The sequence below is a fragment of the Actinokineospora globicatena genome, assembly GCF_024171945.1.
GTDB lineage: Bacteria > Actinomycetota > Actinomycetes > Mycobacteriales > Pseudonocardiaceae > Actinokineospora > Actinokineospora globicatena.
In genome coordinates this window covers 657,316-681,962 of record NZ_JAMTCR010000005.1, presented here as the reverse complement: position 1 = coordinate 681,962, position 24,647 = coordinate 657,316, and the positions used below count along the sequence as shown (strand labels likewise).

Here is a 24,647-nt window from a genome sequence, read left to right as displayed (position 1 = left end):
AGTTGATCACGGGCGGCGCCACGATAACCGCCGATCACCGCCGCCGGTAGGCGACCAGTTCCAGGTGGAGGGTGAACCCGAGCGCGGTGAACATCCGCTCCGAGGCGTCGTTGCCCAGCGCGATGACCGCGGCCGCCCGACTCCGCACACCCTGCTCCGTGGCCAGCGTGCGCACCAACGCCCGCACCAGTGCCCGGCCGGCGCCCGCGTCGCGCATGTTGGGATCGACCGCGACGTAGTCGATGTAGAACTCCTCCTGCTCCAGATACCCTGCCGCGTAGCCGATTACGCCGTCGGCACCCGTCAGCACTACCACCGTGTGGCCGCGAGTCCCGTCGACCAGTTGCGCGCCACTAGCGGTGCGGTTGGGGAAACACCGCTCGTGGAGGTCTATGACCTGCGCGCGGATGGTGGGGTCACCGTCCAATTTGCCCGGTCCGACCGACTGCTCGGCGGCACCGACGAGCACCGACCGCAGCGCGGCGCCGGTCAGCGTGAACACCCGGCTCGCGGACCCGGCGGCGAACCCGTGGCGCGCGGCGAAGTCGCCCAGCCTGCGGTTGCCGCGGTGGCCATAGAGCTCGAGATCGCTGGTCCCCGCCGCGCGCGGCAAGCCGGTCGCGAGGTCGAGCAGGTCGTCGGCGGTGTTGTGCCAGACCTGGCGGACGGCCGGGTGGTCGGCGGGCACGTCGACGTAAGGCCCCCACAGCCAGGCCCGGCCCAACTCGGGGTCCACCTCGACGGTGAGCAGCGCGCGCACGACACCGGCCGCGTCCACGCCCACCACGGCGCCGCCCGCCCAGTCCGGGGTCATCCGGGTCAGCTCGTCGGCCACCTCCTCGGCGGTGGTCCCGTGGTAGCCGATGTGGTGGCCGGGGTCGGCCTGCAGCCGGGTCACCAGGTCGACCGCGGCGGCCAGGTCCGCCTCGGTCGCGGAACGGAGCGCATACATGCCGGAAATCGTGAACGGCGGACACACCCCGGCGCGACCGGATTACCGGGCGCTCGGTGGCCGGGAGCGGTGCGCGCGGTCGGTGGTTCGCGATCGAGCGAACCAAGTGGACGGTGCGGCTGCGCACAGCGACCAGATAACCGCTGGCAGTGACCGGTTCCCATAGTCCAGGACCGCTGGGGCACCGTTCGCGGGCCATAAAGCCACGTTCGTCCACCCGAGACGGTCCCGTTATTGGCGAAACGATCGGATCAGACCATACTTTGTGCGATCCTCACCGCGACCCGCACGTGCGCGCGGGTGCGTGCGTGCGACCCCCAGAGATCTCCCCCAGGAAGGCCCCAGCCGATGGCTAACTTCGACCCCAAGCGCGTCACCCCGATCGAGTGGGCGGGTATCGGCGCTGGCGCGCTGGCGTTCATCTTCAGCTTCTTCTCGTGGTACTCGGTGTCCTTCGAGGGCTCGAGCGGCCTCGGCTTCTCCGGCTTCGACCAGTCCGCGAGCGCGTGGAGCCTGGGCATCGGTGGCTGGCTGCCCATCCTGCTGCTGGTGGCCGCCGCGGTCATCCTCGTGCTCCCGCACGTCGGCACCGCCGTCCCGAACCTGGTCACCATCTGGCTCGGCCTCGCCGCGGCCGCCGTGGTCATCCTGCTGATCCGCTGGCTGACCCTGCCCAGCGCGTCGAGCTACGGCCTCGGCGCGAGCGGCGTCTCCGTCGGCGCGGGCTTCGGCCTCTACCTCGGCCTGATCGCGGCCATCGTCTCGGCCGTGGCCGCCGTGCTGGCGTTCACCAACTCCCGCAAGGCCGTCCCGCCGCAGGCGCCCCCGGCCCCGGGCTACCCGGCCTGAGCAACCCGTACGACAACCAAGCCCCGGCCGCACTGAGCGGCCGGGGCTTTGTCGTGCAGCGGCTAAGACGAGGCGGTGGCGTCCTCGGTGTCGCCCGGCTCGGCCTGGGTGGCGGTCGCGCCCTGGTTCGGGATGGCGACCGCGACCGGCGCCCCGGGCAGATCGTCACCCGGCGGGACGGCAGCGTTCTCCGGCACGACGGTGCCCTCTAGTACGGCAGCGTCCCCCGCCACGGCAGTGTCCTCGGGCACGGCAGCGTCCTCGGTCGCAGTGGTGGCTTGCGGCGCCGCAGCAGCTTCGGCGGCGGCGGCCTCAGCGGCAGCGGCGAGGGCCTTCGCGGCGACCACGGCGGCACCGGCGGTGGCCCGGCCGGGGTGCTGCAGCCGCTGGGAGATGACCTGGGTGATGCCGTCGCCGCGCATGCTCACCCCGTAGAGCGCGTCGGCGATCTCCATGGTCGGCTTCTGGTGGGTGATGATGATCAGCTGGGAGCTGGCCCGCAGCTGCTCGAGCAGGCCGATCAGCCGCCGCATGTTGGTGTCGTCGAGCGCGGCCTCGACCTCGTCCATCACGTAGAACGGCGAGGGCCGGGCGCGGAAGATGGCGACCAGCATGGCGACGGCGACCAGCGACTTCTCCCCGCCGGAGAGCAGCGAGAGGCGCTTGACCTTCTTGCCGGGCGGGCGGGCCTCCACGTCGACGCCGGTGACCAGCATGTCCTCGGGCTCGGTGAGGATCATCCGGCCCTCGCCGCCGGGGAACAGCACGTTGAACACGGTGACGAACTCGCGGGCGACGTCCTCGTAGGCGGAGGCGAAGACCTCCAGGATCTTGTCGTCGACCTCCTTGATCACCGTGAGCAGGTCGCGCCGGGTGTCCTTGAGGTCCTCGAGCTGGGTGGAGAGGAACTTGTAGCGCTCCTCCAGCGCCGCGAACTCCTCCAGCGCCAGCGGGTTGACCTTGCCGAGCAGCGAGAGGTCCCGTTCGGCGCGCTTGGCCCGCCGGGCCTGGGTCTCGCGGTCGTACGGGGTCGACGGCGGCATGCTGACGTCCTCGCCGCGCTCCTTGGCCGCCTCGTACTCGGCCACCTCCCCCGGGCTCGGCGGCACGGGGACGGTCGGGCCGTACTCGGTGACGAGGTCGTCGAGGCCGATGCCGAAGGTCTCGGCGATCTTGACCTCCAGCTGCTCCAACCGCAGCCGCTGCTCGGCGCGCAGCACCTCGTCGCGGTGCACGGCGTCGGTCAGCTTCTCCAGCTCGGTGCCCAGCTCGCGGACCTTGCCGCGGACGTCGGCGAGCACCCGCTCGCGTTCGGCGCGCTGGGCCTGGATGCCGTCGCGGTCCTCGGCGGCGCGGGCCAGCGACCGCGCGATGCGCTCCAGCGCCAACTCGCCGCCCTCGACGACGGCCGTGGCGATGGTGGCGCCGCGCTTGCGGGAGGCCATCGCGCGCGAGGCGCGTTCGCGGGCCTCGCGTTCGGCGCGGGCAGCGCGGCGCAACTGGTCGGCCTTGCCCTGCAGCGCGCGGTGCCGCTCCTCGGAGGTGCGCAGGGTGAGCCGCCCCTCCATCTCCTCTTGCCGGGCGGTGGCCAGGGACGCGGTGTACTCGTCGCGTTCGCTGGAGTCGGGCTCGTCGTCGACCGAGTGCTCCTGCTCGACGACCGCGAGCCGCTCCTCCAGCTCGGCCAGCCTGGTGAGCGCGTCGGCGCGGGCCTGCTCGACCTTGCCGCGCTGGTGCTCGGCGCGCTCGACCTCGGCCTCGGCGGAGCGCACGGCGGCGCGCAGCCGGTTGAGGCGCTCGGCGGAGCGGGCGGCGCGGACCTTGCCGTCGTTGAGCGCCTCCTTGACCGCGTCGACGTCGGCGCGGCGGGCCTGCTGCTCGGCGCGGGCGCCCTCCAGCGCGGCCGAGGCCTGCTCGACGGCGCGTTCGGCGGCCGAGAGCTTGGCGTTGGCCTCGTCGACGGCGGCCTGGACCTCGATGACGCTGCGGGCCTTCTCCGAGCCGCCGACGGCCCAGAACGCGCCGAGCACGTCACCGTCGCGGGTCACGGCGCGCACGTCGGGGTGGTCGGCCACCAGGGACTGCGCCTCGGCGAGCCCGTCGACCACGGCCATCCGGTCCAGCGCGCGGTGCACGGCGGGCAGCAGCGCGTCCGGGGCGCGGACCAGGTCGACCGCCCACCGCGCGCCCGGCGGCAACGCGGGCCACCCGGCGCGATCGAGCGGCGCGGCCAGGCCACCGACCAGCATCCCGGCCCGGCCCTCGTCGCCATTCCTCAGCAGGCGCAACGCTTCCAGGGCGCCGTCCGGGTTCGCCACGGCCACCGCGTCGGCGACCGGTCCGAGCGCGGCGGCCAACGCGGCCTCGGCGCCGGACTCGACGGTGAGCAGCGCGGCGACCGACCCGAGCAACCCGGGCAGCCGACCGGAGGCGGCCAGCAGCGCGCCCGCGCCGTCCTTGCGGGAGAGGCCGAGCGAGAGCGCGTCGACCCGGGCCCGCCAGGACGCGATGTCCTTCTCGGCCTGGCGTTCGGCCCGGACCAGCTCCTCGACCCTGGCCCGCGCGGCCTCCAGCGACGCGGTCGCCTGGGTGTGGCGCTCGCCGAGCGCGACGTCGTCGGTGTCCTCGACACCGGACTCCTCCTGGCCGATGGCCAGTTCCTCGGCGGCGATCTCGGCGCGCTCGCGGGCCTCGCCGAGGGTGAAGGAGAGCCGCTCGATCTCCTCGTCGGTCGCGTTCGCCTTGCTGCGCAGCGCCTCGACCTGCCCACCGAGCCGGGCCAGGCCCTCGCGGCGGTCGGCGATCGCGCGGACCGCGGCCAGGTGCGCCTTCTCCGCGGCCTGCACCATCCGCTCCAGTTCGGCGCGCCGCTCGGTGGCCTCGGCCAGGGTGTAGCGGGCCTCGGCGACGGCCTCGAACAGCTCGGCCTCGCGCATCGCGGTGTGCTCGGCCTCCTCCTCCAGCTCGTCGGGGTCGCGCCCCCCGCGCGGTGCCTCGACGGCGGCCGAGAGGTGCCTGGCGCGCTCGACGGCCAACCGGACGGTGCCGCGCAGCCGCTCCTCCAGCGCCGAGAGCCGGTACCAGGTCTCCTGGGCGGCGGCGAGCTTGGGCTGGTCGACGGCGAGGGCGTCCTCCAGCTCGCTCTGCCTGGCCTGCCCGATCTCCAGCGCCTGCTCGACCTCGGCGCGCTTGCGCCGGGCGGTGGCCTCGTCGGCCTCGTCGCGGGCGATGTCGCCGCGCTGGGTGACCAGGTCGTCGGCGTGCAGCCGCAGCCGGGCGTCGCGCAGCTCGGACTGGGTGGTCTGCGCCTTGCGGGCGATCTCGGCCTGCTTGCCCAGCGGCTTGAGCTGGCGGCGCAGCTCGGCGGTCAGGTCGTTGAGCCGGGTGAGGTTGGCCTGCATCGCGTCGAGCTTGCGGATGGCCTTCTCTTTGCGCTTGCGGTGCTTGAGGACGCCAGCGGCCTCCTCGATGAACGCGCGGCGCTCCTCGGGCTTGGACTCCAGGATCGCGGCGAGCTGGCCCTGCCCGACGATGACGTGCATCTCGCGGCCGATGCCGGAGTCGGAGAGCAGCTCCTGCACGTCCATCAGGCGGCAGCCCTGGCCGTTGATCTCGTACTCGCTGGCGCCGTCGCGGAACATCCGGCGGGTGATCGACACCTCGGTGTAGTCGATCGGCAGCGCGCCGTCGGAGTTGTCGATGGTCAGCGTCACCTCGGCGCGACCGAGGGGGGCGCGACCGGCGGTACCCGCGAAGATGACGTCTTCCATCTTGCCGCCGCGCAGGCCCTTGGCACTGCCCTCGCCCATCACCCAGCGCAACGCGTCGAGCACGTTGGACTTACCGGAGCCGTTGGGGCCTACGACGCAGGTGATGCCCGGCTCGAACTTGAGCGTGGTCGCCGAGGCGAAGGACTTGAACCCCTTCAGCGTCAGGCTCTTGAGGTGCACGAGGCGAGACCCTTCAGGTGAGGCTCCGGGGACAACGAGCCGCCGTTATCCGGCCGAGACTACCTGTGCGCCGCCGCCGTTCCGGGGAGGCGGGGCCCACACCTCGCCCGGTCCGGTGGTCGCGCCTGGTCAGGACGGCGGGGGCACGTCGACGAGCACCACGTCGTCGTCGGTGAGCACCTGGATGCGCGAGATCCGGGTCAGATCGATGGAGGTGCTGCCCGGGATCGACTCGCCCTGGCCGTAGCTGGTCGCCCACCAGCCCGCGACCTCGCGGTAGCCGTCCCGGCCGCGCACCAGCAGCTTGCACGGCTTGCCGGGGGGCACGTCGTGCAGCCGGATCTTCACCTCGGTGCCCCAGGCGCGGTCGGTCAGGTCGACATCGGCGCGGACCCCGCTGGCCGGGTCGGTCGCCGACCAGCTGACCATCACCGGCCCGGGTCTGTCCTCGGCGCGCAGCGACTCGTAGACCAGCACCCCGCCCACCGAGAGCGCGACCACCATGGCCGCGGCGGCACCCATGAGCGCGAGCCTGCGGCCCCGCCGGGGCGCGTCGATGTCAGGGACCCTGGCGACGTCGGGGAGCACCGCGACCGGCGGCAACTCCGCGACCGGGTCCTCCTCGTACCAGGCGATCTCCTCGGCGCCGCGCAGGTCGGCGGGCACCTCGGGGGTGTCCTCGAAGTCGGCGGCGGAGATGCGGTGCAGCAGGCCGGGCAACGGGGCGAGCCGGACCAGCTCGGCGCGGCAGTCGTCGCAGCGCGCGGCGTGCGACTCGAACGCGGAACGCTCGATCGGGTCGAGTGCCCCGAGCAGGTAGGCACCGAGCGAGAAGGTGTGCGAACACGTCACAGCTCCGTCACCCCCCGCTCCTCCAGCGCGTCGCGCAGGGCCCGCAGCGCGTAGAACGACCGGGACTTCACTGTGCCCGGCGGCACCCCGAGCACCTTCGCGGCCTCGGCGACGGTCCGGCGGCGGTAGAACAACTCGGCGATCACCGCGCGGTGATCGCGGGAGAGCACCCGCATCGCCTCGGCGACCTGCCAGCCCTGCAGCACCTGCTCGAACTCGTCACCGGAACGCGGCCAGTCCGCGTCCTCGATCGGCACCTCGGCGACCCGGGCGCTCTGCCTGCGGTAACCGGAGATCACCAGGTTCTTGGCCACGGTGTAGAGCCACGGCCCGGCCTTGTCCGCCTCCAGCGATTCCGCGTGTCGCCATGCCCGCAACAAAGTCTCCTGCACGACGTCCTCGGCGCGCTGGTGGTCTCCGCCGACCGCGCGCAGCACGTAGCCGAGCAGCGGCCGCCGGTATCGGCTGTAGAGCTGTCGGACGAACTCGTCGTCCTGCCCCGGGCTCCCCACGTTCAGGGCTTACGCCTCCCGGAGCTGTTTGGTTCACTGTGGACCCGGTCACTCAACGTTCGACAAACCCCTTCAGGTTCCCCTTGGGGTCATCCCACCTCTCGACGACCGCGGAGACGCTCCCCGGGGTCTCGCCGGACCGCAGGGCGGCCAGCAGCTGGTCGCACCGCTCCCTATCGCCCTCGGCCACCACCTCGACCCGCCCATCATCGGTATTGCGCGCCCACCCGACCAGGCCCAACCGCAACGCCTGCGACCGCGTCCACCAGCGGAAACCCACACCCTGGACTTGGCCACGCACGAACGCGGTCAGCCGAACCGCGGAGATTCCCGACACCGCCCCATGGTCGCACGGGGGATCTTAGAGCCGGAACTTCCTCCGGATGGGTGACGGAAGTTATCCACATGTGGATCTCTGCGGGGGCTTGTTCAAGATCAACTGTCGGGGGGTGCCGGTAGACTGGCCCAGGGACGCCCCCCGGAGAGGGTGGGGGCTGGGCAGGGGTGGGACCGCGCGGGCGCGAAGAGGCGTGGCGGGGGTCGGGGCGGCTGCGGGCTTGGGGGCACGGGTCGGTTTTGGGGTAAGAGGCGTGATGCGGGCTGCGGGCCTGGGGCGCGGAGTGGTTTTGGGGTAAGAGGCGGGCGCGGGCCTCGGCGGCTGCGGGGTAAGAGGCGTGATGCGGGCTGCGGGTGGGCGCTTGCGGATGCTGGAGGCACGGGGAAGCCGTACGGGGTAATTGGCGCGGGCCGCAGAGGGTTTGTTGATGCGGCGGGGGCGCCGAAGGGCCAAGCGCGATGCGGTGAGTTTGGGGCTGCGGAGGAATTGCTGGCTGGTGGGCCGAGTGCGATGTGGCGAGGTAGAGCGGTTAGGCGCGTAGCCGCAGGTCACTAGAGGCGCGGCGAAGGTTGAGTGCGCGCGCGGCTGGGTGCCGCGCGCGACGTAAACCTGGTGGTGGGTGGGGGTTACGAGGTGGCGAAGGTGGGGGCGTCTACGGCCCAGTACCAGTTGTTGGAGCCGTTGGAGAGGCGCCAGGTGATCTTGGCGGATTGGGCGCCCGCGGGGATCGGGGTGGCGAGGGACTCGATCTTGGCGGTGGTGTCGCCGGTGTAGGTGGAGAGGGTGCGGGGGGTGCCGCCGTCGAAGGAGACTGTGACTGTGGCGGTTTCGGCGCCTTCCTTGCGGTAGTGCGAGCTGAAGCCGACCTTGAGGGTGGTCTTGCCCGCGACCGGGACCGCTGACGAGGTCAGGGCGCTGGTGAAGGTGCCCGTGGTCGACTTGTCCGACCACTCGTCGGAGTCGGCGACGGCGAACACGCCTCGGGCGCGGACGTTGTTCTCGCGGCCCTGGTCCGCCTCGGTCCTGGTCCAGAACTCGTCGGTGGCGAAGGACCAGCCGCGCCACTCGGTGATGCCGCCGGTGCCCATGGCGGTGTTGTCGATCGTCCAGCCGGACGGGGCGGTCTTGGTCCAGCCGCGCACCGAGGTGGGGATGCCGGTCTCGTCGACCCGGGTCTGCAGCGACCCGACCAGGCCGTCGAACGGGTCACCGGTGGCGGTGCCGAGCACGCGGCCGTCGAGCGCGGCGGGGATCGCGACGCCGAGCAGCGACAGCACGGTGGGGGCCACGTCGACGTTGCGCGGGGCGATCGCGGGCGTGCCGGGGGTGGTGCCGGGGCCGCTGCGGATGATGAACGACGACCGCTCCGGCACGCTGTTGCCGCCGTGGCCGCCCGCGTCGGTGTGACCGTGGTCGGCGGAGACGAGGAACGTCCAGTCCTCGTTCGGGTAGGTGGGCCGGGCGCGGACCGCGTCGACGAACTGCTTGACCCGCTGGTCGGTCGCGGCGATGGCGTTGAGGTAGCAGGTGGTCGCGGCACCGCAGTTGTGACCGGCGGCGTCGACGTCGTCGAGGACCACGAAGCTGGCGTCCGGGCCGACGTCGCGCAGCCGGGCCACGGTCTGGTTGGTGGTGTCGGTGTCGTTGGCGCCATTGGCCCGCGCGTCGACCGCGCTGGAGAAGATGGCCTTGCCCGCCGAGTCGTTGACCAGCGGGTCCCAGGTGGCGGCGGCGAAGGTGGACAGCGCGGGCCTGGCCTGCTCGGCGCGGGTCAGGAAGTCCGGGTAGGTCGCCAGGTTCGTCGTGCTGCCCCAGCTGTTGCTGAGCACGCGGTGCTTGTCTGGCCAAGTTCCGGTGGCCAGCGTCGCCCAGCCGGGGCCGGACAGGGTGGGCGCGAACGGCGGCGCGTAGAGGGCGGTCTTGCTCGCCGAGCCGGACGCGATCAGGGCGTCGAGCGCGGGGGCGTCGGCGGGGGCGATCTTGTCGAAGAGCAGGCCGTCGATGCCGATGACCAGCACCTTCGGCGTCTTGGCCGCCGCGCCGGCCACGGCGGGGCCGAGCGCGGGGACGAGCAGGGCGGCCGAGGCGACGGCCAGGGCGGTGGTGAGGGCCGACAGACGTGTTCGCCGCAAGGGGTTCCTCCAAGGACTCGGTCCGGCGAGTACGGCGGTAGGTTCCTGTACAGACAAGTCATCGGCAACGGACGGCGGCGGTTCGCCGGTCGAACGGTGGGTGAACACCTGCCCCGGGCGGCGCCGATCCGTGGGCGGCCGCACGGGGCGACCCGAGCGGGTGATAGCTTGCCGCGCCGTGGCCCGCCTTGCCGACGGGTCAGGGAGGTAGGACCGCATGTCCGAGCCAGCCGATGACCGCGCTGACGAGTCCGCGACCGATCCCGACCGCGTGAACGACCTGGTGGACGACCACCTGGACGACGGTCCGGCGCCGCGCCGGGCCCCCTACGCCATCCTCGGCGTCGCGGGCGTGGTGAGCGCGACCGTGTTCGCCGCCGTCGCCGCCTTCGCCGCGGGCGACACCGAGGACGCCCAGCCGCCCGGTGCCGAGGTGACGGTCAGCCAGACCACGTCCCCCACCACGACCACGACGACCGAGGCCACCACCACGGACGTCACCACGACGACGGACCCGACGACCACGGAGTCGACCACCACGACGACCGAGTCGGAGACGACGACCACCACAACAACGACCACCAAGCGTCCCGGTAAGCCGACCACCACGACGACGACCACGACGCGGCCGACAAACCCGGGTACGCCCACGCCACCGTCGAGCACGACCACGGTCGCCCCCACGACCACCACGACGCCGGATCCGACGACGCCGACAACGACGTCGTGACCGAGGGTGGCAGTGTCACCCATTAGTGGTACGTTGCCAAACCGTGACACGTGGACACCGTTCCGGCGGTCGCCGTACCCGCTTAGTCCCCGCCGTGCTCGTGGCCCTCGCGTTAGGGGCGGGCACGGCGGGCGTCACGACCCTGGTGACCGCACCCAGCGTCGGCGATGGCACCCTCGCCTCCCCAGATCAGGCGTCCCTCGATCGTGACGTCGCCCTGGTGGAGGGCGCGACCGCGGACCCGCCCGCCGGTGCCACCACCACGACCCCGACCACGGTCTCGTCGGTGAGCCCGACCCCGACGACGACCACCACGACGTCCTCGACGCCGCCGGTCACGACGACGACCACCACCACGGTGAAGCCCACGACCACGCCGCCCAAGCCGACCACGACCCAGGCGCCGCCGCCGGTGGACGCGTCGGTGGCGGGCCAGGTCCTGGCGATCACCAACGACGAGCGCTCGAAGGCCGGGTGCGCGCCGGTGGTGCTGGACTCGCGGCTCACCCAGGCGGCGCAGGCGCACAGCGCGGACATGTCGGCGCGGAACTACTTCTCGCACACCAGCCTCGACGGCCGCACGTTCGTGGACCGGGCGAAGGCCGCCGGGTACTCGAGCCCGGGCGCGGAGAACATCGCCAAGGGGCAGCGGACAGCGGCGGCGGTGATGAGCGCGTGGATGAACTCGTCCGGGCACCGCGCGAACATCCTCAACTGCGGGCTCAAGACCATGGGGCTCGGGTACGTGCAGAGCGGATATTACTGGACTCAGATGTTCGGTTGGTAGGACTAGCTCGACCGGTAGAGCTGAGTCAGAGTTCGAAGCGGTAGCCCATGCCCGCCTCGGTGATGAGGTGGCGGGGGCGTGAGGGTTCCGGCTCCAGCTTGCGGCGCAACTGGGCCAGGTACACGCGCAGGTAGTGCGTTTCGTTGGAGTAGGCGGGACCCCAGACCTCTTGCAGCAACTGCTTCTGCGCGACCAACCGGCCTCGGTTGCGCGCCAACAGTTCCAGGATCCCCCACTCGGTCGGGGTCAGGTGTACTTCCGCGTTGTCGCGGTGGACCTTCTTCGCGGCTAGATCCACCGTGAAGGAAGCCGTTGCCACCACGGCCTCTTCGGTCGCGGGCGTCGCGGTTCCTCTACGCACGGCGGCGCGAAGCCTCGCTAGGAGTTCGTCCATGCCGAAGGGCTTGGTGACGTAATCGTCCGCTCCCGCGTCTAGAGCCTTGACCTTGTCGGTGGAGTCACCGCGCGCGGACAGCACGATGATGGGCACCGTGGTCCAGCCTCGGAGGCCTTCGATCACTTCGGCGCCATCTATGTCCGGCAGGCCTAGATCGAGCACCACCACATCCGGCTTGCTTTCCGCTGCGGCCTTAAGAGCGGCGGCGCCATCGTGGGCGGTGCGGACGTCGTATCCGCGTGCGGTCAGGTTGATGCGCAGGGCGCGGACGATCTGGGGTTCGTCGTCGACGACGAGCACGGTGGTCACGGCGGCTCCAGATCAGTGCGGCACCCAGCCTCGGTGCATCCTCGCACCACGCGGACGGTCCGGCCGCGAGAGTGGCACTCCCGCGGCCGGACCTGGCCCGCTTTGATGAGACCTTGACGCCGGGAACCGCCGTCTTCACGCCGTCCTGGCGCTAGCTCCCCGGGGTCGACGTCGGAGCGGGCGCGGTCGTCGAAGCCGGGGCGGACCCAGTCGTCGACACCGGGGCCGATTCAGCCGTCGACACCGGCGCGGAGCCGGTCGTCGACGGTGGTGCCGTCGTCGGGGCGGAGCCGCTCGCGGACGGCGCGACGGACTTCGTCGCCCCGGGCGGCAGCGGCACGAACGGCAGGCCGGGCTCGACCAGGCACGTACCCCCGCGGTACTCGACGTGCGGCAGCGGGAACTTGTTGTCGTAGTCGGGCTCGTTGTCGCGGCTGTCGTAGCAGGCGCGGGAGTACAGCTTGATCGGGCTGCCGTCCTCGTCGTAGAGGTAGAACTCGGGGATCGCCTTGCCCTGGGCGTCGACCGCGTAGACGTTCTGGACGTAGTTGCCGTCGTAGTACAGGCCGCTGACGTCGTTGTAGGAGGCCTGCCGGGGTGATGGCCCACCGCTGCTGAAGAGGACGGTGAGCAGCCCGACCACCACCACACCGGCCAGGCAAGCGTTTGCCGCCACTACGACCGGCACCAGTCGGCGGTCGCTGCGCGAACGCGGTTCCGCCCACGACACCAGCGCAACCACCACGAGCAGGACGATCGCGGTCTCCGTGTGGCCGATGGCGATGGCCAGGACGACCAGCAGCACCCGAACCAGCCACCAGGCTGGTCGCAGCGACCGCAGGTAGTCGACCGCCTTGCTGGGCACCCGGTCGACCAGGGCGCTGCCCTTGCGCTGGGCGTACCGGTACTCGGCGAGCCCCTCGACGTCGGCCGGTCGGACCTTGCCGGAGAACAGCCACAGCAGCGCTGGGAGCGCGAAGATCGCGAACACCCCCAGGGCTGCGAACTGGCCGTTGACGCCGCTCAGCGCGATCGTCCCGGTGCCGAAAGCGACGACCGCCACCACCAGCGTGATCCACAACGTGTACCTGGCCGCCCACCGCGCCCGCCCGGGGGCAGGCTCCGGCGGCGGGTACCCGCCCGCGGCCCGCAGTTCCGCCGCATACGCCTCCGGCGTGCCCAACCGGCGGGTCACCTCGTCGGCGTCACCCGCCTCCGCGAAGACCTCGGTGACGTGCGGCTCGACGTCCTCCATCACCTCGGTCACCTCGTCGGCGGGCAGGTCGGCCAGCGCCCTGCGCACCCGGTCGAGGTAGTCAGCCAACCCAGGCCGGGTCTCCGTCTCGGCGTTCACGCCACGGCCCCCTTCGTCAGAATCCCGTCCATCGCCTCGGCGAAGGCCCGCCAGGCGCGCTCCGACTCCACCAACCGCTCCCGCCCGGCGTCGTTGACCCCGTAGTACTTGCGGTGCGGCCCCTCGTCACTGGGGACGACGTACGAGGTGAGCAGCCCCGCCCGGTACAACCGCCGCAGCGTCCCGTACACCGACGCGTCCCCCACCTCCTCCATCCCCCCGCCGCGCAACCGCCGCAGCACGTCGTACCCGTACCCGTCCTCGTCCCGCAGCACCGCGAGCACCGCCAGGTCCAGCACTCCCTTGAGCAGCTGACTGGTGTCCATGCGCGCCCTCCCCGCTATCGCACTGTGAACACTATTGCGCATAGCGCACTACCGCGCAAGCCACACCCCCCTCGCGCCACGCCTGCTTGCTCCACCCCTCAACCGGCCACGAGAACCCGAGCACTCCCCCGACCAACGGCCCACATCCCCAGTAACCCGATTTCCCCTATTCCCCACATCAGGCGACCGCGAATTCCCACCCTCACCCCAGAGCGCGATTCCACCCCCCGCGGAATTCACCCACCAGCGCCCTTGACTTCCCGCCGCCCCGCCCCCAAAAAAGGACAGACCCCCACCCACCCGGGGGGCGGCCCCGCTCCCAGCTTACCGGAGGGGTGGGGGCAAACAAGGCGCTACCAGGGGTTTGTGGACAACTCGGCGCGTTGTGGACAACCGCGAACGCCCAGTTCGGAGCCATGATCACAACGGCAGGCGGGAGAGGAGATCAGGCTGAGGCAGGCCGGGGTTGACACCGGGGGCATGAGAAAGAGGACCGGTTCATGAATGGTTCCCGGTGAATCGCGCGGCCGCAGCGGGGGCACGGAAGTCCCTCTTGGCCATAAGCGTTCAGGGACCGGTCGAAATAGCCGGATTGGCCGTTGATGTTCACGTACAGCGCGTCGAAGGACGTGCCGCCGACGGCGAGGGCGGCGGTCATGACGGCGGTGGCGGCGTCGAGGAGCTCGCCGGTCTTGCGGGCGGTGAGGGCGTCGGTGGGGCGCGCCCAGTGCAGGCGGGCGTGCCAGAGGGCCTCGTCGGCGTAGATGTTGCCGATGCCGGAGACGAGGGTCTGGTCGAGCAGGGCGCGCTTGACCTCGGTGCGCTTGCGGCGGAGGGCGGCGATCGCGGCGGTGCGGTCGAAGGCCGGGTCCATCGGGTCGCGGGCGATGTGCGCGATCGGGGCGGGCAGCGCGACGCCGTCGACCTCGACGACCGGTTCGACGGAGAGGCCGCCGAAGGTGCGCTGGTCGACGAAGCGGAGTTCGGGGCCGTCGTCGGCGAAGACCAGCCGGACCCGCAGGTGCTTCTCGTCCGGGGTGCCCGGCGGTTGGACGAGCATCTGGCCGCTCATCCCCAGGTGCGCCAGGACGGCCTCGCCGGAGCTCAGGTCCACCCACAGGTACTTGCCCCGGCGGCGGGCGGCGACAAGTTCGCGGCCCACGATCCGACCGGCGAAGTCGACGGTGCCGGGCAGGTGCCTGCGGATGGCCCTGGGGTGCATGACCTCGACCCGGGACACCACCCGACCGGCCACGTGGTCGGCCAGGCCGCGCCGGACCACCTCGACCTCGGGGAGCTCAGGCACCGTCGTCGTCGGCCAGGACTGACTTGATCTTCTCGGTGAGCTCGTTGTAGGCGGCCTTGGCCGCCTTCTGCTCGGCTTCCTTCTTGGTCCGGCCGTCGCCGTTGCCGTAGCTCAGGCCGTTGACCACGACCACCGCGTTGAACTCCTTGCGGTGGTCGGGACCGTCCTCGGTGACCCGGTACTCGGGCACGCCGAGGCCCTCGGACGCGGTGAGCTCCTGCAGGCTGGTCTTCCAGTCCAGGCCGGGGCCCATACCGGGGGCGTCGGCCAGCGCGGTGTCGAAGTGCCGGTGCACGACCGCGCGGGCGACCTCGATGCCGTGCTGCAGGTACACCGCGCCGATGACCGCCTCCATGCCGTCGGCGAGGATGCTGTCCTTGTCGCGGCCGCCGGTGAGCTCCTCGCCCTTGCCGAGCAGCAGGTGCGCGCCGAGCCCCCCGTCGCCGAGGTTCCTGGCCACCTTCGCCAGCGCGTGCATGTTGACCACGCTGGCCCGCAGCTTCGCCAAGTGGCCCTCGGGCAGCTCGGGGTGCGTCGTGTAGAGGTGGTCGGTCACCACGAGCCCGAGGACGGCGTCGCCCAGGAACTCCAGCCGCTCGTTGGGCGGCAGGCCGCCGTTCTCGTACGCGTACGAGCGGTGCGTCAACGCGAGCACGAGCAGCTCGGCGCCCAAGCGGACGCCGAGCGCGTCGAGCAGCGTTTCCGGGTCCGCACGCGGGCCGCGGGCCTTACCCCCCATGCCGTGGTCTGCTTTCGCCGGGGACTACGCGGGCTGCGTGACCTGGCGACCGTCGTACTGGCCACAGGTCGGGCAGGCGATGTGCTGCGGCTTGGGCGCGCGGCAGGCCTTGTTCGAGCAGCTCACCAGCTGGACCGCGGAGGCCTTCCACTGCGAGCGGCGCGAGCGGGTGTTCGAACGCGACATCTTCCGCTTGGGGACAGCCACGACTGAATCTCCTCTGACAAGGTGTTGAGCAGGATGCGGGTGGGGCTAGCGCCCCTGATCCTGTTGGAACCGCTCTTGCAACGCGGCCCACCGAGGGTCAATGGTCTCATGCCGGTGATCCGGGCCGAGATCGGCCCACTTGCCGCCGCACCCGGGGCACAGCCCAGGGCAGTCCTCGGCGCACAGCGGGACGTGCGGGACGGCGAGCACGACCGCGTCGCGCACCACCGGTTCCAGGTCGAGCCGCTCGTCGACCAGCCTGCTGACCTCGTCGTCGTCGGTGGTCTCGTCGGTCGTGCTGTCCGGGTAGGCGAACAGCTCGGTGACCCGCACCGTCACCTCGTCGGTGATCGGGTCGAGGCAGCGCGAGCACTCCCCGGCCAGCGGACCGGTCGCGTCGCCGGTGACGAGCACGCCCTCGACGACCGACTCGAGCAGCACGTCCAGCTCCACCTCGGCCCCCACCGGCACGCCGATGACGCCCTCGAGCCCGAGGACGTAGGTCGCGGTGGCGGTGCGGCGCACCGGTCGGCTCGACCCGGGTCGCCTGCCCAGCTCGCGGGTGTCGATCACCCACGGGCTGGAGAGCGACTGGCGGGCGGTGGCCTTGCGGTTCGCGGGCATGGCGGTTCTGGTCAGCACCTTCGGCACGGGGGATCAAGCGGCAAGAGCACAGGGCTGCGCCGGGGCACAGCCACAACAGGGTACGCGACGGCGTGGGCCAGGCGGAAATCAGCCGCCGTCGTAGTCGAAGGGCACCGCGGCGGACACGCTCACCGGCCCGCGCAGGTGGGAGCGGCCCTTGCCGACGGTGCGCAGCGTGTGGGTGAGCAGGTCCTCGAACTCGGCCAGCTTGCCGTCGACGTAGGCGTCGCACTCGTCGCGCTGGCGGGCCGCCTCCTCGGCGGTCGCGTCGAGCACGCGGGCGGACTCGGCGTGCGCGGCCTGCACGACCTCGGTCTGGGAGACGAGCCTGCCCTGCTCGAAGCGGCCCTCGGCGACGGCGCGCTCGTAGGACTCGCGGCCCGCCTGCAGCATCCGGTCCGCCTCGGACTGGGAGCGGCCGACCAGGCTCTCGTACTCGGCGCGCCCGGCGGCGGCGGCGCGGTCGGCCTCGTCGCGGGCGTCGGCGACCAGCCGGTCGGCGTGCGCGGTGGCCTCGGCGATCAGCGACTCGGCCTGGGCGCGGGCCTGGGCGATCGCGTTCTCGGCCTCCATGGTGGCCTTGCTCAGCGCCTGCTCGGCCTGGTGCTCGGCGGAGCCGATGATCTCGTCCTTGCGGTCGAGCACGTCCTGGGCATCGTCGACCTCGGCGGGCAGCGCGTCGCGGATCTCGTCGAGCAGCTCGAGCACGTCGCCGCGGGGCACGACGCAGCCGGAGGTCATCGGCAGCCCCCTGGCCTCCTCCACGATCGTGACCAGTTCATCGATGGCCTCGAAGACCTTGTACACGACTCCTCCTCCGCCCGGTCGCCGTACGGGCACGACAGGCCCCCACGCGGAGATTCTGCCCGCTCGGCGCGGGACCTCGGGGGACGTGACCGCCGGCGTGTCCCCCGACAGCCCCGTCCCCCGGGTCCGCGCCCGTTGATCAGAAGGTGATCAGGCGGAAGGAGGCGTAGTGGTCGGCGGTGTAGAAGTACTCGCCGCCGTTGCCGGTGACGATGCGGCGGGCGCCCCTGGTCGACGAGCCGGGGGTCTTGACCGTGTACTCGTGGTAGTAGCCGGTCGCGCAGGCGGGCAGGATCCGCTCGCGGTTCTGGAAGACGGTGCCGTCCTGCGGGTAGGGGAACGGGCCGCCGGACCGGATGAGGCGGTAGGTGTCGGTGGCCTGCGACGGCAGGCTCGACAGGGCGACGCGGGTGTAGGTGGACGTGTTGCCGCACGCGGGCTGCGCCTGGGTGGCGGCCGCCGCGCTCGGGGCCGTCGAGACCCCGAAGACGCCCAGCGCGGCCAGGATGACGGCGAGCAAGGCGGTGGCGCCCTTGGACTTGGCAGACTGCACAGCGAGGTTGCTCATTCACGGAACGTAACTCGATCAGGTGAGCATCGGCTGTCGGTGGCGTGAACCCGGTTGTGGCAGGCTGTGAACGTGCTCATCCGCCCCGCCCGCGCCGAGGACGTCCCCGCGATCGTGGCCATGCTCGCCGACGACCCGCTCGGCGCGGCCCGCGAGAGCCCCGGTGATCCCCGCTACGACGAGGCGTTCGCCGAGATCGCGGCGGACGAGCGGCAGGTGCTGGTGGTGGCCGAGGCGGACGGCGGGGTGGTCGGCACGCTGCAGTTGACCTTCACCCCCGGGCTCTCCCGAGTGGGCGCGACGCGCGCCACGATCGAGGGAGTGCGTGTTCACTCAGCGCACCGAGGCAGCGGGCTGGGCCAGGCGTTGATCGAGTGGGCGGTCGAGGAGGCCCGCGAGCGCGGCGCGATCCTGGTGCAACTGACCACAGACGTCTCTCGTAAGGACGCACACCGCTTCTACGAACGCCTCGGTTTCGTCGCGAGCCACGTAGGCATGAAGCTGCCGTTGTAACACTCTCCCCCGCCACCCGCCCCCTCGTCCCCACCCGGCATCGTTCCCCAGTTGGCACGGGACGTGGAGGGCCCTGGATCAACCGGCAGCTTCGCGGTTCTCGGCGAGGCGGGCCAGGAGTCGCTTGTGCACGGTGGGCGGCAGCAGGTGGGCGACGTCGCCGCCGTAGGTGGCCACCTCCTTGACCAGGGAGCTGGACAGGAAGCTGTTGAGCGGCTTGGTCGGCATGAACATGGTCTCCACGCCGGTGAGGCCCTGGTTCATCTGGGCCATCTGCAGCTCGTAGTCGAAGTCGCTGACCGCCCGCAGGCCCTTGACGATGGCCTGGACGTCGTGCGCGCGGCAGTAGTCGACCAGCAGCCCGTGCCAGGAGTCGACCCGCACGTTGGGCAGGTGCGCGGCGGTCTCGGCCAGCAGCGCCAGCCGCTCGTCCACGGTGAACAGGCCGCGCTTGCTCTTGTTGATCATGACGGCGACCACCACCTCGTCGAACAGGGCGGCGCAGCGCTCGATGATGTCGAGGTGGCCGTTGGTGGGCGGGTCGTAGGAGCCGGGGCAGACCGCGCGCGTCATGATCCGGACCGTAGCAGCCGGACGGGCGTGCGACCGGGCGCTGTCGCGGCGCTCACGCGGGCTCGTGCGACGCCCAGTGCAGAGTGGTCTCGCCGTAGCGGCGCGAGCGGGTGGCGGCCAGTGCGGACGGCCACTTCGGGTCACCTGACCGTGTGGACCGCTCCACCACGACAGTGGCATCCGGGCTGAGCCAGCCCACCGTGAGCGCGGCGAGCACGCCCGCCAGTTCGTCGTCGTCGAGCGCGTACGGCGGGTCGGCGAAGACCAGGTCGTAGGGCAGGGCGGGCGGGTCGGCGAGCACGCGGTCCACCCGGGAGGCCCGGATGTCGACGCCGGGCAGCGCGACGGTCGCGGCGTTGCGGCGCAGCACGGCGACGGCGTTGCGGTCGTGCTCGACCAGCGTGACCAGCGCGGCGCCCCGGGACAGGGCCTCGAGGCCGAGCGCGCCGGAGCCCGCGTACAGGTCGAGCACCCTGGCCCCGTCCAGGTCGACGGCGGCGGCGAGCGCGCTGAACAGGGCCTCGCGCACGCGGTCGGCGGTGGGGCGGGTCCCCTTGGGCGGCACGGCCAGCCTGCGGCCCCCAGCGACGCCCGCCACGATCCTGGTCACCGGGCCATGGTGCCCGACCGCCGCGCGGGCACACCGGACCAGGGTGGGGGTTGGGTACCCGGCGGGTGGGGCGGGTGGGCGGGTGAGGCAGAGGGCGGGTGGGCGGGTGAGGCACAGCACATCCACCCGGCGACCGATTCACCCGCGCACGCGAACGCGTAATCTCACTCTTCCGTCCGAAGAACACCCCGGGAGCGCTGCGTGTCGGAAACCTCTGTGAGAGAGGCCGAGATCGCGGTCGAGCAGAAGCACGTCGACATCGTCTACGCCCGCGTCGCCGAGATGCGCCACGAGGCGGAGGCCATGCGCGTCCGGGGCGACGAGCTCGCCCACGGCGCGCGCAACGAGGCCGTGTTCGAGCAGGCCGCGATGCTCTTCGAGCGGGACGTGATGGTCCGCCACGCCACCCAGATCCTGCGCACGCTCGACGCCGAGCACGAGGGCCTGGTGTTCGGCCGGTTGGACAGCACCGACGGCGAGACGCAGTACGTGGGGCGGCTCGGGGTGCGCGACGGGGACTTCGAGAACCTGGTGACCGACTGGCGCGCGCCTGCCGCGGCGCCGTTCTACCAGGCCACCGCCGAGATGCCGATGCAGGTGATCCGGCGCAGGGTGATCCGCTCGACGGGGCAGTCGGTGGTCGACATCGACGACGACCTGCTGATGCCGGAGAGCAGGCTCGACACGATGCCGGTGGTCGGCGAGGGCGCGTTGATCGCGAGCCTGACCCGGGCCCGCGGCGAGAACATGCGCGACATCGTGGCCACCATCCAGAAGGAGCAGGACGAGGCGATCCGGGCGCCGTGGCGCGGGGTCACCGAGATCACCGGCGGTCCGGGCACCGGCAAGACGGCGGTGGCGCTGCACCGGGTGGCGTACCTGCTCTACCGCGACCGGCGGCGGATGGGCGGCACCGGCGTGCTGGTGGTCGGCCCCTCCCCCGCGTTCACCTCGTACATCTCCCGGGTCCTGCCGTCGATGGGCGAGGACAACGTGGAGCTGCGGTCGTTGTCGGACCTGCTCGACGGGGCGGCGGCGACCAGGGTGGACCCGGCGCCGGTGGCGGCGATCAAGGGGTCGCTGCGGATGCGCCGGATCCTCAAGCGCGCCATCCGCGAGGCCCCGGTGGGTGCCCCGACGGAGCTGCGCATCATGTACCGGGGCGAGGTCCTCAAGCTGGAGGCCCGCGACCTGGCCGCGGTGCGCGCCGCGGTGCACAACGGCCGCAGGCCGCCGAACGCGTCGCGGGTGGACGCCGCCGAGGCGCTGCTGGAAGCCCTGTGGCGCAAGGCGGACTCCTACGAGGATTACCCGGTCAAGCGCGCCGAGCTGGTGCGCGACATCGGCGAGCGCATCGATTTCCACCGGTTCGTCGTGGTGTGGTGGCTGCTGCAGTCCCCGGCCGAGGCGTTGCGCGCGCTCGCCGACCGCAAGGTCCTGGCCCGCGCCGCTGGCCGCGCCCTCACCCGGTCCGAAGTGGACATGCTGGCCGACTCGTTCGCCGAGCCGGGCTGGTCGGTGGCCGACATCGCGCTGCTCGACGAACTGCGCGTGCTCCTCGGCAGGCCCCCGAAGCGCCGCAGGCGGGTGGACCACGACCCGTTCGCCCCGGTCTCGGTCGCCAGTGGCCGCCGCCAGGACTACGACGAGTACTCCCACATCGTCGTCGACGAGGCCCAGGACCTGTCCCCCATGCAGTGGCGCATGGTCGGCCGCCGCGGCAAGTACGCCAGCTGGACCGTCGTCGGCGACCCGGTGCAGAGCTCCTGGCCCGACCCCGCCGAGGCCCGCCAGGCCATGGACACCGCCTTCGGCGGCCCCCGCACCCAACGCCGCCGCTTCGGTCTGCGCACCAACTACCGCAACTCAGCGGAGATCTTCGACCTCGCGGGCAAGGTCGTCCGCGACGTCGCCACCCCCGACCAACTCCCCCACGCCGTCCGCTCCACCGGCGTCGACCCGACGATCCTGGTCACCACCGCCCTGACCGAGTCAGCGGTGAAGGCCGCCCAGGACCTCCTGTCCGAGGTAGACGGCACCGTCGGCATCATCACCTCCACCAGCCGAGTCGAAACCCTCCGCACCGCCGCCGAGACCCTCGCCAACCCCCGCGTCCGCGTGGTCGACGGCCTCGAATCCAAGGGCCTCGAATACGACGCGGTAGTCCTGGTGGAACCAGAGGACCTCATCCGCGAATCCTCAACCGGCCCCAGAACCCTCTACGTCGCCCTAACCCGCGCCACCCAACGCCTCACCGTCATCACCTCCAACCCCAGCTGGCCCGACTAACCCCCACGCCTGGCCACCCCGCTCCACCAACCCAGACGGGCCTGGCCACACCCCCGCCCCACCAACCCCGCCGGGTTTGACCACCCCCGCCCCACCAAGTCCCCACGCCCAAGTCCAGCCCACCACCGACGACTGGCTTAGACCCGACGACGTTGGCCCAAGACGCCCGCCGACGACGTTGGCCGCCCTCCGCTCCACGAGGGCGCTGGTGCCAGGCCAGCTCGATGGGGTGGACTTGTTTTGTGTGGGGGAGGACCACCCGTAGCGTCGGTAGCGGACAGGGCCATGCTTTGCGGTCCTGCCACGGGTGGTTCAGGGGCCCCGCACAAAACAAGTTCGCCCCATCGAGCTTCGCTCGAAACTCGCGTCAATCCGATGGCGCAGCCGAGGCGTCCACCGCAGCGAAGCGGAGGCACGACACCCGGACTTCCCCCAGCTCAACGCACTGCCGCAAGATCAACCCGCCCCAAAGACCCCCGAATACACAGCCTACCCAGGGAAAGCCCGGGCGAGAGAGGCTGAAGTTCGAGCCTGTGGACAACTCCACCCCATGTGGACAAACACGACCGGCGCCCCAACCTCACGCCGTCCGGGGCCGTGTGTGGTCGGCGAACCAGCGCGGCAGCTGCGCACGTCTACGCAACCCCAACTTCGGCAGCAACCGCCGAACATGCGTCTCCACAGTCCGGACCCCAATCCGCAGCAGCTCAGCGATCTCCCGATTGCTCAACCCCTGAGCAGCCAACTCAGCCACCTCCCGTTCCCGGGCAGTGATCTCCAGCCAAGGATCGTCCACAGTAGACGCCTCCCCCAGTGCCACCGCCTGTCCCTCAGCCAACGCCAGCTCCGCCCCAGAAGCGAAAACGCTCCGGTACCGGTCAATCCCGAGCGCGCGCAAGCACTGCCGTTCCACCTCCGCGTGGACTTCCCCGAAGGGGATCATGGCGATGATCTGGACGCCGGTGGTGGCGCGGAGGGTGTGGCTGACGCCGAGGACCTGGGTGGCTCGGGGGTGGTCGCCCGCGGCGGTGAGGGACCAGGCGATGCCGTGGACGCTCCAGACCGCGCCCCAGCGCTCGTCCCAGGAGCGCTGTTCGGTGAGGGACTGGCGGAACAGGGCGACGGCGCGGGTCGGGGAGCCGTGGCGGAGTTCGGTGAGGGCCTGGACCCAGCGGGTCCAGCTGGTGGCCCAGGCGGCGCCGTGGGCGGCGGCCTCGGTGTGGATCTCGGCGCTGACCGCGCGGGCCTGGGTGCGGTCGCCGAGGAACGCGGTGGCCATGCCCCAGAACAGGCCTGCCATGTGCGCGGCGCCGCGGCGGCCCGCGGCGGACAGTTCTTGCCTGGCGCGGGCGAGTTGGTGGATGGCAGCAGCGTCGCCGTTGATGACGAGGCGGTGGGTGCCCTCGGCGAACGCGGTGGCGGGGTCGCGCGGCGCTAGAGCCTGACAGCGGGCAAGAGCCGCGTCCGCGCGCGCCTTGTCCCCCATGCAAACCGCGATCCAGCACGCGTTGACCGCGGCCTCCACGCGCGGTCCTAGCGGCGACGACGGCGGCTGCACCGCGAGTAACTGGTTGAGCCAGTGGTATCCCTCGCGGATCGTGCCGCGGAAGAACCACACGCGGACGTTCGCCAACGCCGCCGCTATCCCCAGGCCGGTTACCGCTGTCTCGCCGCCGGTGTCGCTGCCGTACTGCATGGCCGAGCGCAGGTTCGCGAACTCGGCGACCGCGCGGTTGACCCAGTGCAGTTCCCGTTCCCCCGGCGCGAACCACTTGCCCGCCGCCGTGGTGGCGAAGTCGTGGTAGTGGTGCAGGTGCCGGTCCCGCACCGCCTTGGTCTCGCCGCGCTCCGCCAAGCGCTCGGTGGCGTACTGGCGCGTCGTCTCCAGCATCCGGTACCGGGCGACACCGCCGTCGCCGCCGCAGACGTCGAGCACCGACTTCTGGATGAGACCGTCCACCAGGTCCAGCACCTGGTCCCGGGTGATCGCGGCACCGTCGGCGCAGACGTCCTCGGCGGCGTCGAGGTCGAAGCCCGCCTCGAACACCGACAACCGCTCCCAGGCCAGCTGTTCGGCCTCGTCGCAGAGCCGGTAGGTGCAGTCCAGGACCACGACCAGCGCGCGGTGCTGCGGGGCGAGGTCGCGCCGGTGCGAGGCCAGCACGGAGAACGCGGTGTCCAACCGGCCGACCAGTTGGCCGACGGTCAGCGTGCGCAGCCGGGCGGCGGCCAGGGTGGTGGCCAGCGGCAGGCCGTCGAGCCTGCGCACCAGCCGCACCACGTCGGCCAGGTTCGCCGCGGTGACCGCGAAGTCCGGAGTGGCCTCGCACGCCCGGTCGACCAGCAGCCGCACCGAGTCCGTCGCCTGCACCGCTTCCAGCGTGGCGCCCTCGGCGGGCACCGCGAGCGGCTCGACCCGGTATAGCCGCTCCCCCGGGACGTGCAGCGGTCCGATCCGGCTGGTGGCGACCACGCGCAGCGCGGGGGCACCGGCCAGCAGCGCGGTGGCCAGGTCGGCGGCCGCCTCGGCCACGTGCTCGCAGTTGTCCAGCACCACCAACGCCGCGTGGTCGCCGAAGTGGTCCAGCAGCGCGGCGAGCGGGGGCCGCGCGGAGTGGTCGCGGACCCCGACGGACTCGGCCACTACCGTGACGAGCAGACCGGGGTCGGTCACCTGGGTCAGGTCGGCGAAGTGCACCGGCGCCGGGTAGTCCACGACCATCCGGCGGACCAGCTCGGTCTTGCCGACCCCGCCCGCGCCGTGCACGGTCAGCATCCTGGTGGCGCGCACCCGTTCGGCGAGCACGCGCAGATCGCGGTCCCGGCCGACGAACGTCGAGACCGGAACGCGCCGCGCCGCGGTCAGCTCGTCCCCAGTGGCCACCCAGCCACCCTAGGTGGAC

Annotated in this window: 23 protein-coding genes; 5 read left to right on the top strand and 18 right to left on the bottom strand. The window is 71.9% G+C overall.

Features of this window, described 5'->3' with window-relative positions:
- Positions 1-34: 34 nt before the first annotated feature.
- Entirely contained in the window at positions 35-952 is a 918-nt protein-coding gene (locus tag LV79_RS26845; protein ID WP_253841000.1) for a GNAT family N-acetyltransferase, read from the bottom strand.
- Between the two features lie 348 nt (positions 953-1,300).
- Here LV79_RS26845 and LV79_RS26840 point away from each other — a divergent pair, with 348 nt between their 5' ends.
- The gene (locus LV79_RS26840; protein ID WP_253840999.1) at positions 1,301-1,801 is read left to right on the top strand and encodes a DUF5336 domain-containing protein; all 501 of its coding nucleotides are present in this window, start codon (positions 1,301-1,303) and stop codon (positions 1,799-1,801) included.
- Positions 1,802-1,863: 62 nt separating this feature from the next.
- On the opposite strand, the gene smc is transcribed toward LV79_RS26840, so the two are convergent.
- The 5 genes from smc to LV79_RS26815 form a co-directional block, all read right to left on the bottom strand.
- Positions 1,864-5,751 carry a chromosome segregation protein SMC gene (smc, locus tag LV79_RS26835; protein ID WP_253840998.1) on the bottom strand — a complete coding sequence of 1,296 codons (3,888 nt, stop codon included), beginning with the start codon at positions 5,749-5,751 and terminating at the stop codon, positions 1,864-1,866.
- Positions 5,752-5,880: 129 nt separating this feature from the next.
- Complete coding sequence (locus tag LV79_RS26830; protein WP_253840997.1) at positions 5,881-6,603, bottom strand: anti-sigma factor family protein; 723 nt, start codon at positions 6,601-6,603, stop codon at positions 5,881-5,883.
- Positions 6,600-7,115 carry a sigma-70 family RNA polymerase sigma factor gene (locus LV79_RS26825; RefSeq protein WP_253840996.1) on the bottom strand — a complete coding sequence of 172 codons (516 nt, stop codon included), beginning with the start codon at positions 7,113-7,115 and terminating at the stop codon, positions 6,600-6,602. Before LV79_RS26825 ends, LV79_RS26830 begins: the two co-directional genes overlap by 4 nt.
- Before the next feature lie 52 nt (positions 7,116-7,167).
- The gene (locus LV79_RS26820; RefSeq protein WP_253840995.1) at positions 7,168-7,452 is read right to left on the bottom strand and encodes an acylphosphatase; all 285 of its coding nucleotides are present in this window, start codon (positions 7,450-7,452) and stop codon (positions 7,168-7,170) included.
- Between the two features lie 626 nt (positions 7,453-8,078).
- A complete protein-coding gene (locus tag LV79_RS26815; protein WP_253840994.1) occupies positions 8,079-9,584 on the bottom strand; it encodes an alkaline phosphatase family protein in 1,506 nt (501 codons plus the stop codon).
- 217 nt (positions 9,585-9,801) lie between these two features.
- Between LV79_RS26815 and LV79_RS26810 the strand changes: the two genes are divergently transcribed.
- Together LV79_RS26810 and LV79_RS26805 are read left to right on the top strand one after the other, a co-directional pair.
- Entirely contained in the window at positions 9,802-10,314 is a 513-nt protein-coding gene (locus tag LV79_RS26810; protein WP_253840993.1) for a hypothetical protein, read from the top strand.
- Positions 10,315-10,357: 43 nt separating this feature from the next.
- Positions 10,358-11,101, top strand: coding sequence for a CAP domain-containing protein (locus tag LV79_RS26805; protein ID WP_253840992.1), 744 nt, complete (start codon positions 10,358-10,360; stop codon positions 11,099-11,101).
- Positions 11,102-11,126: 25 nt separating this feature from the next.
- Here the strand turns inward: LV79_RS26805 and LV79_RS26800 are convergent, their stop codons facing one another.
- The 9 genes from LV79_RS26800 to LV79_RS26760 form a co-directional block, all read right to left on the bottom strand.
- Positions 11,127-11,807, bottom strand: a complete 681-nt coding sequence (locus LV79_RS26800; RefSeq protein WP_253840991.1) for a response regulator — start codon at positions 11,805-11,807, stop codon at positions 11,127-11,129.
- 151 nt (positions 11,808-11,958) lie between these two features.
- Positions 11,959-13,161 (bottom strand): DUF1700 domain-containing protein, encoded by a 1,203-nt coding sequence (locus LV79_RS26795; RefSeq protein ID WP_253840990.1) that lies wholly within the window; start codon positions 13,159-13,161, stop codon positions 11,959-11,961.
- Positions 13,158-13,487 (bottom strand): PadR family transcriptional regulator, encoded by a 330-nt coding sequence (locus tag LV79_RS26790; protein ID WP_253840989.1) that lies wholly within the window; start codon positions 13,485-13,487, stop codon positions 13,158-13,160. Before LV79_RS26790 ends, LV79_RS26795 begins: the two co-directional genes overlap by 4 nt.
- Positions 13,488-13,932: 445 nt before the next feature.
- Positions 13,933-14,793, bottom strand: coding sequence for a bifunctional DNA-formamidopyrimidine glycosylase/DNA-(apurinic or apyrimidinic site) lyase (mutM, locus tag LV79_RS26785; protein WP_253840988.1), 861 nt, complete (start codon positions 14,791-14,793; stop codon positions 13,933-13,935).
- A complete protein-coding gene (gene rnc, locus LV79_RS26780; protein WP_253840987.1) occupies positions 14,786-15,532 on the bottom strand; it encodes a ribonuclease III in 747 nt (248 codons plus the stop codon). The genes mutM and rnc overlap by 8 nt, the downstream gene beginning before the upstream one ends.
- Before the next feature lie 24 nt (positions 15,533-15,556).
- Positions 15,557-15,739: a 50S ribosomal protein L32 gene (gene rpmF, locus LV79_RS26775; protein ID WP_253840986.1), complete on the bottom strand. Its 183-nt coding sequence runs from the start codon at positions 15,737-15,739 to the stop codon at positions 15,557-15,559.
- A gap of 45 nt (positions 15,740-15,784) precedes the next feature.
- Positions 15,785-16,363 carry a YceD family protein gene (locus LV79_RS26770; RefSeq protein WP_253841215.1) on the bottom strand — a complete coding sequence of 193 codons (579 nt, stop codon included), beginning with the start codon at positions 16,361-16,363 and terminating at the stop codon, positions 15,785-15,787.
- 108 nt (positions 16,364-16,471) lie between these two features.
- On the bottom strand, positions 16,472-17,191 hold the full coding sequence (locus LV79_RS26765) for a DivIVA domain-containing protein (protein ID WP_253840985.1): 720 nt from the start codon (positions 17,189-17,191) through the stop codon (positions 16,472-16,474).
- A gap of 139 nt (positions 17,192-17,330) precedes the next feature.
- The gene (locus LV79_RS26760; RefSeq protein WP_253840984.1) at positions 17,331-17,759 is read right to left on the bottom strand and encodes a guanyl-specific ribonuclease; all 429 of its coding nucleotides are present in this window, start codon (positions 17,757-17,759) and stop codon (positions 17,331-17,333) included.
- A gap of 72 nt (positions 17,760-17,831) precedes the next feature.
- Between LV79_RS26760 and LV79_RS26755 the strand changes: the two genes are divergently transcribed.
- Entirely contained in the window at positions 17,832-18,272 is a 441-nt protein-coding gene (locus LV79_RS26755) for a GNAT family N-acetyltransferase (protein WP_253840983.1), read from the top strand.
- Between the two features lie 78 nt (positions 18,273-18,350).
- Here the strand turns inward: LV79_RS26755 and coaD are convergent, their stop codons facing one another.
- Positions 18,351-18,845 (bottom strand): pantetheine-phosphate adenylyltransferase, encoded by a 495-nt coding sequence (coaD, locus tag LV79_RS26750; RefSeq protein WP_253840982.1) that lies wholly within the window; start codon positions 18,843-18,845, stop codon positions 18,351-18,353.
- A 52-nt stretch (positions 18,846-18,897) separates the two neighbouring features.
- Positions 18,898-19,455 carry a 16S rRNA (guanine(966)-N(2))-methyltransferase RsmD gene (gene rsmD / locus LV79_RS26745; RefSeq protein ID WP_253840981.1) on the bottom strand — a complete coding sequence of 186 codons (558 nt, stop codon included), beginning with the start codon at positions 19,453-19,455 and terminating at the stop codon, positions 18,898-18,900.
- A 201-nt stretch (positions 19,456-19,656) separates the two neighbouring features.
- On the opposite strand from rsmD, the gene LV79_RS26740 reads away from it, so the two are divergent.
- Complete coding sequence (locus LV79_RS26740) at positions 19,657-21,744, top strand: HelD family protein (protein ID WP_253840980.1); 2,088 nt, start codon at positions 19,657-19,659, stop codon at positions 21,742-21,744.
- A 580-nt stretch (positions 21,745-22,324) separates the two neighbouring features.
- Here the strand turns inward: LV79_RS26740 and LV79_RS26735 are convergent.
- Entirely contained in the window at positions 22,325-24,628 is a 2,304-nt protein-coding gene (locus LV79_RS26735) for an ATP-binding protein (RefSeq protein WP_253840979.1), read from the bottom strand.
- Positions 24,629-24,647: the final 19 nt, after the last annotated feature.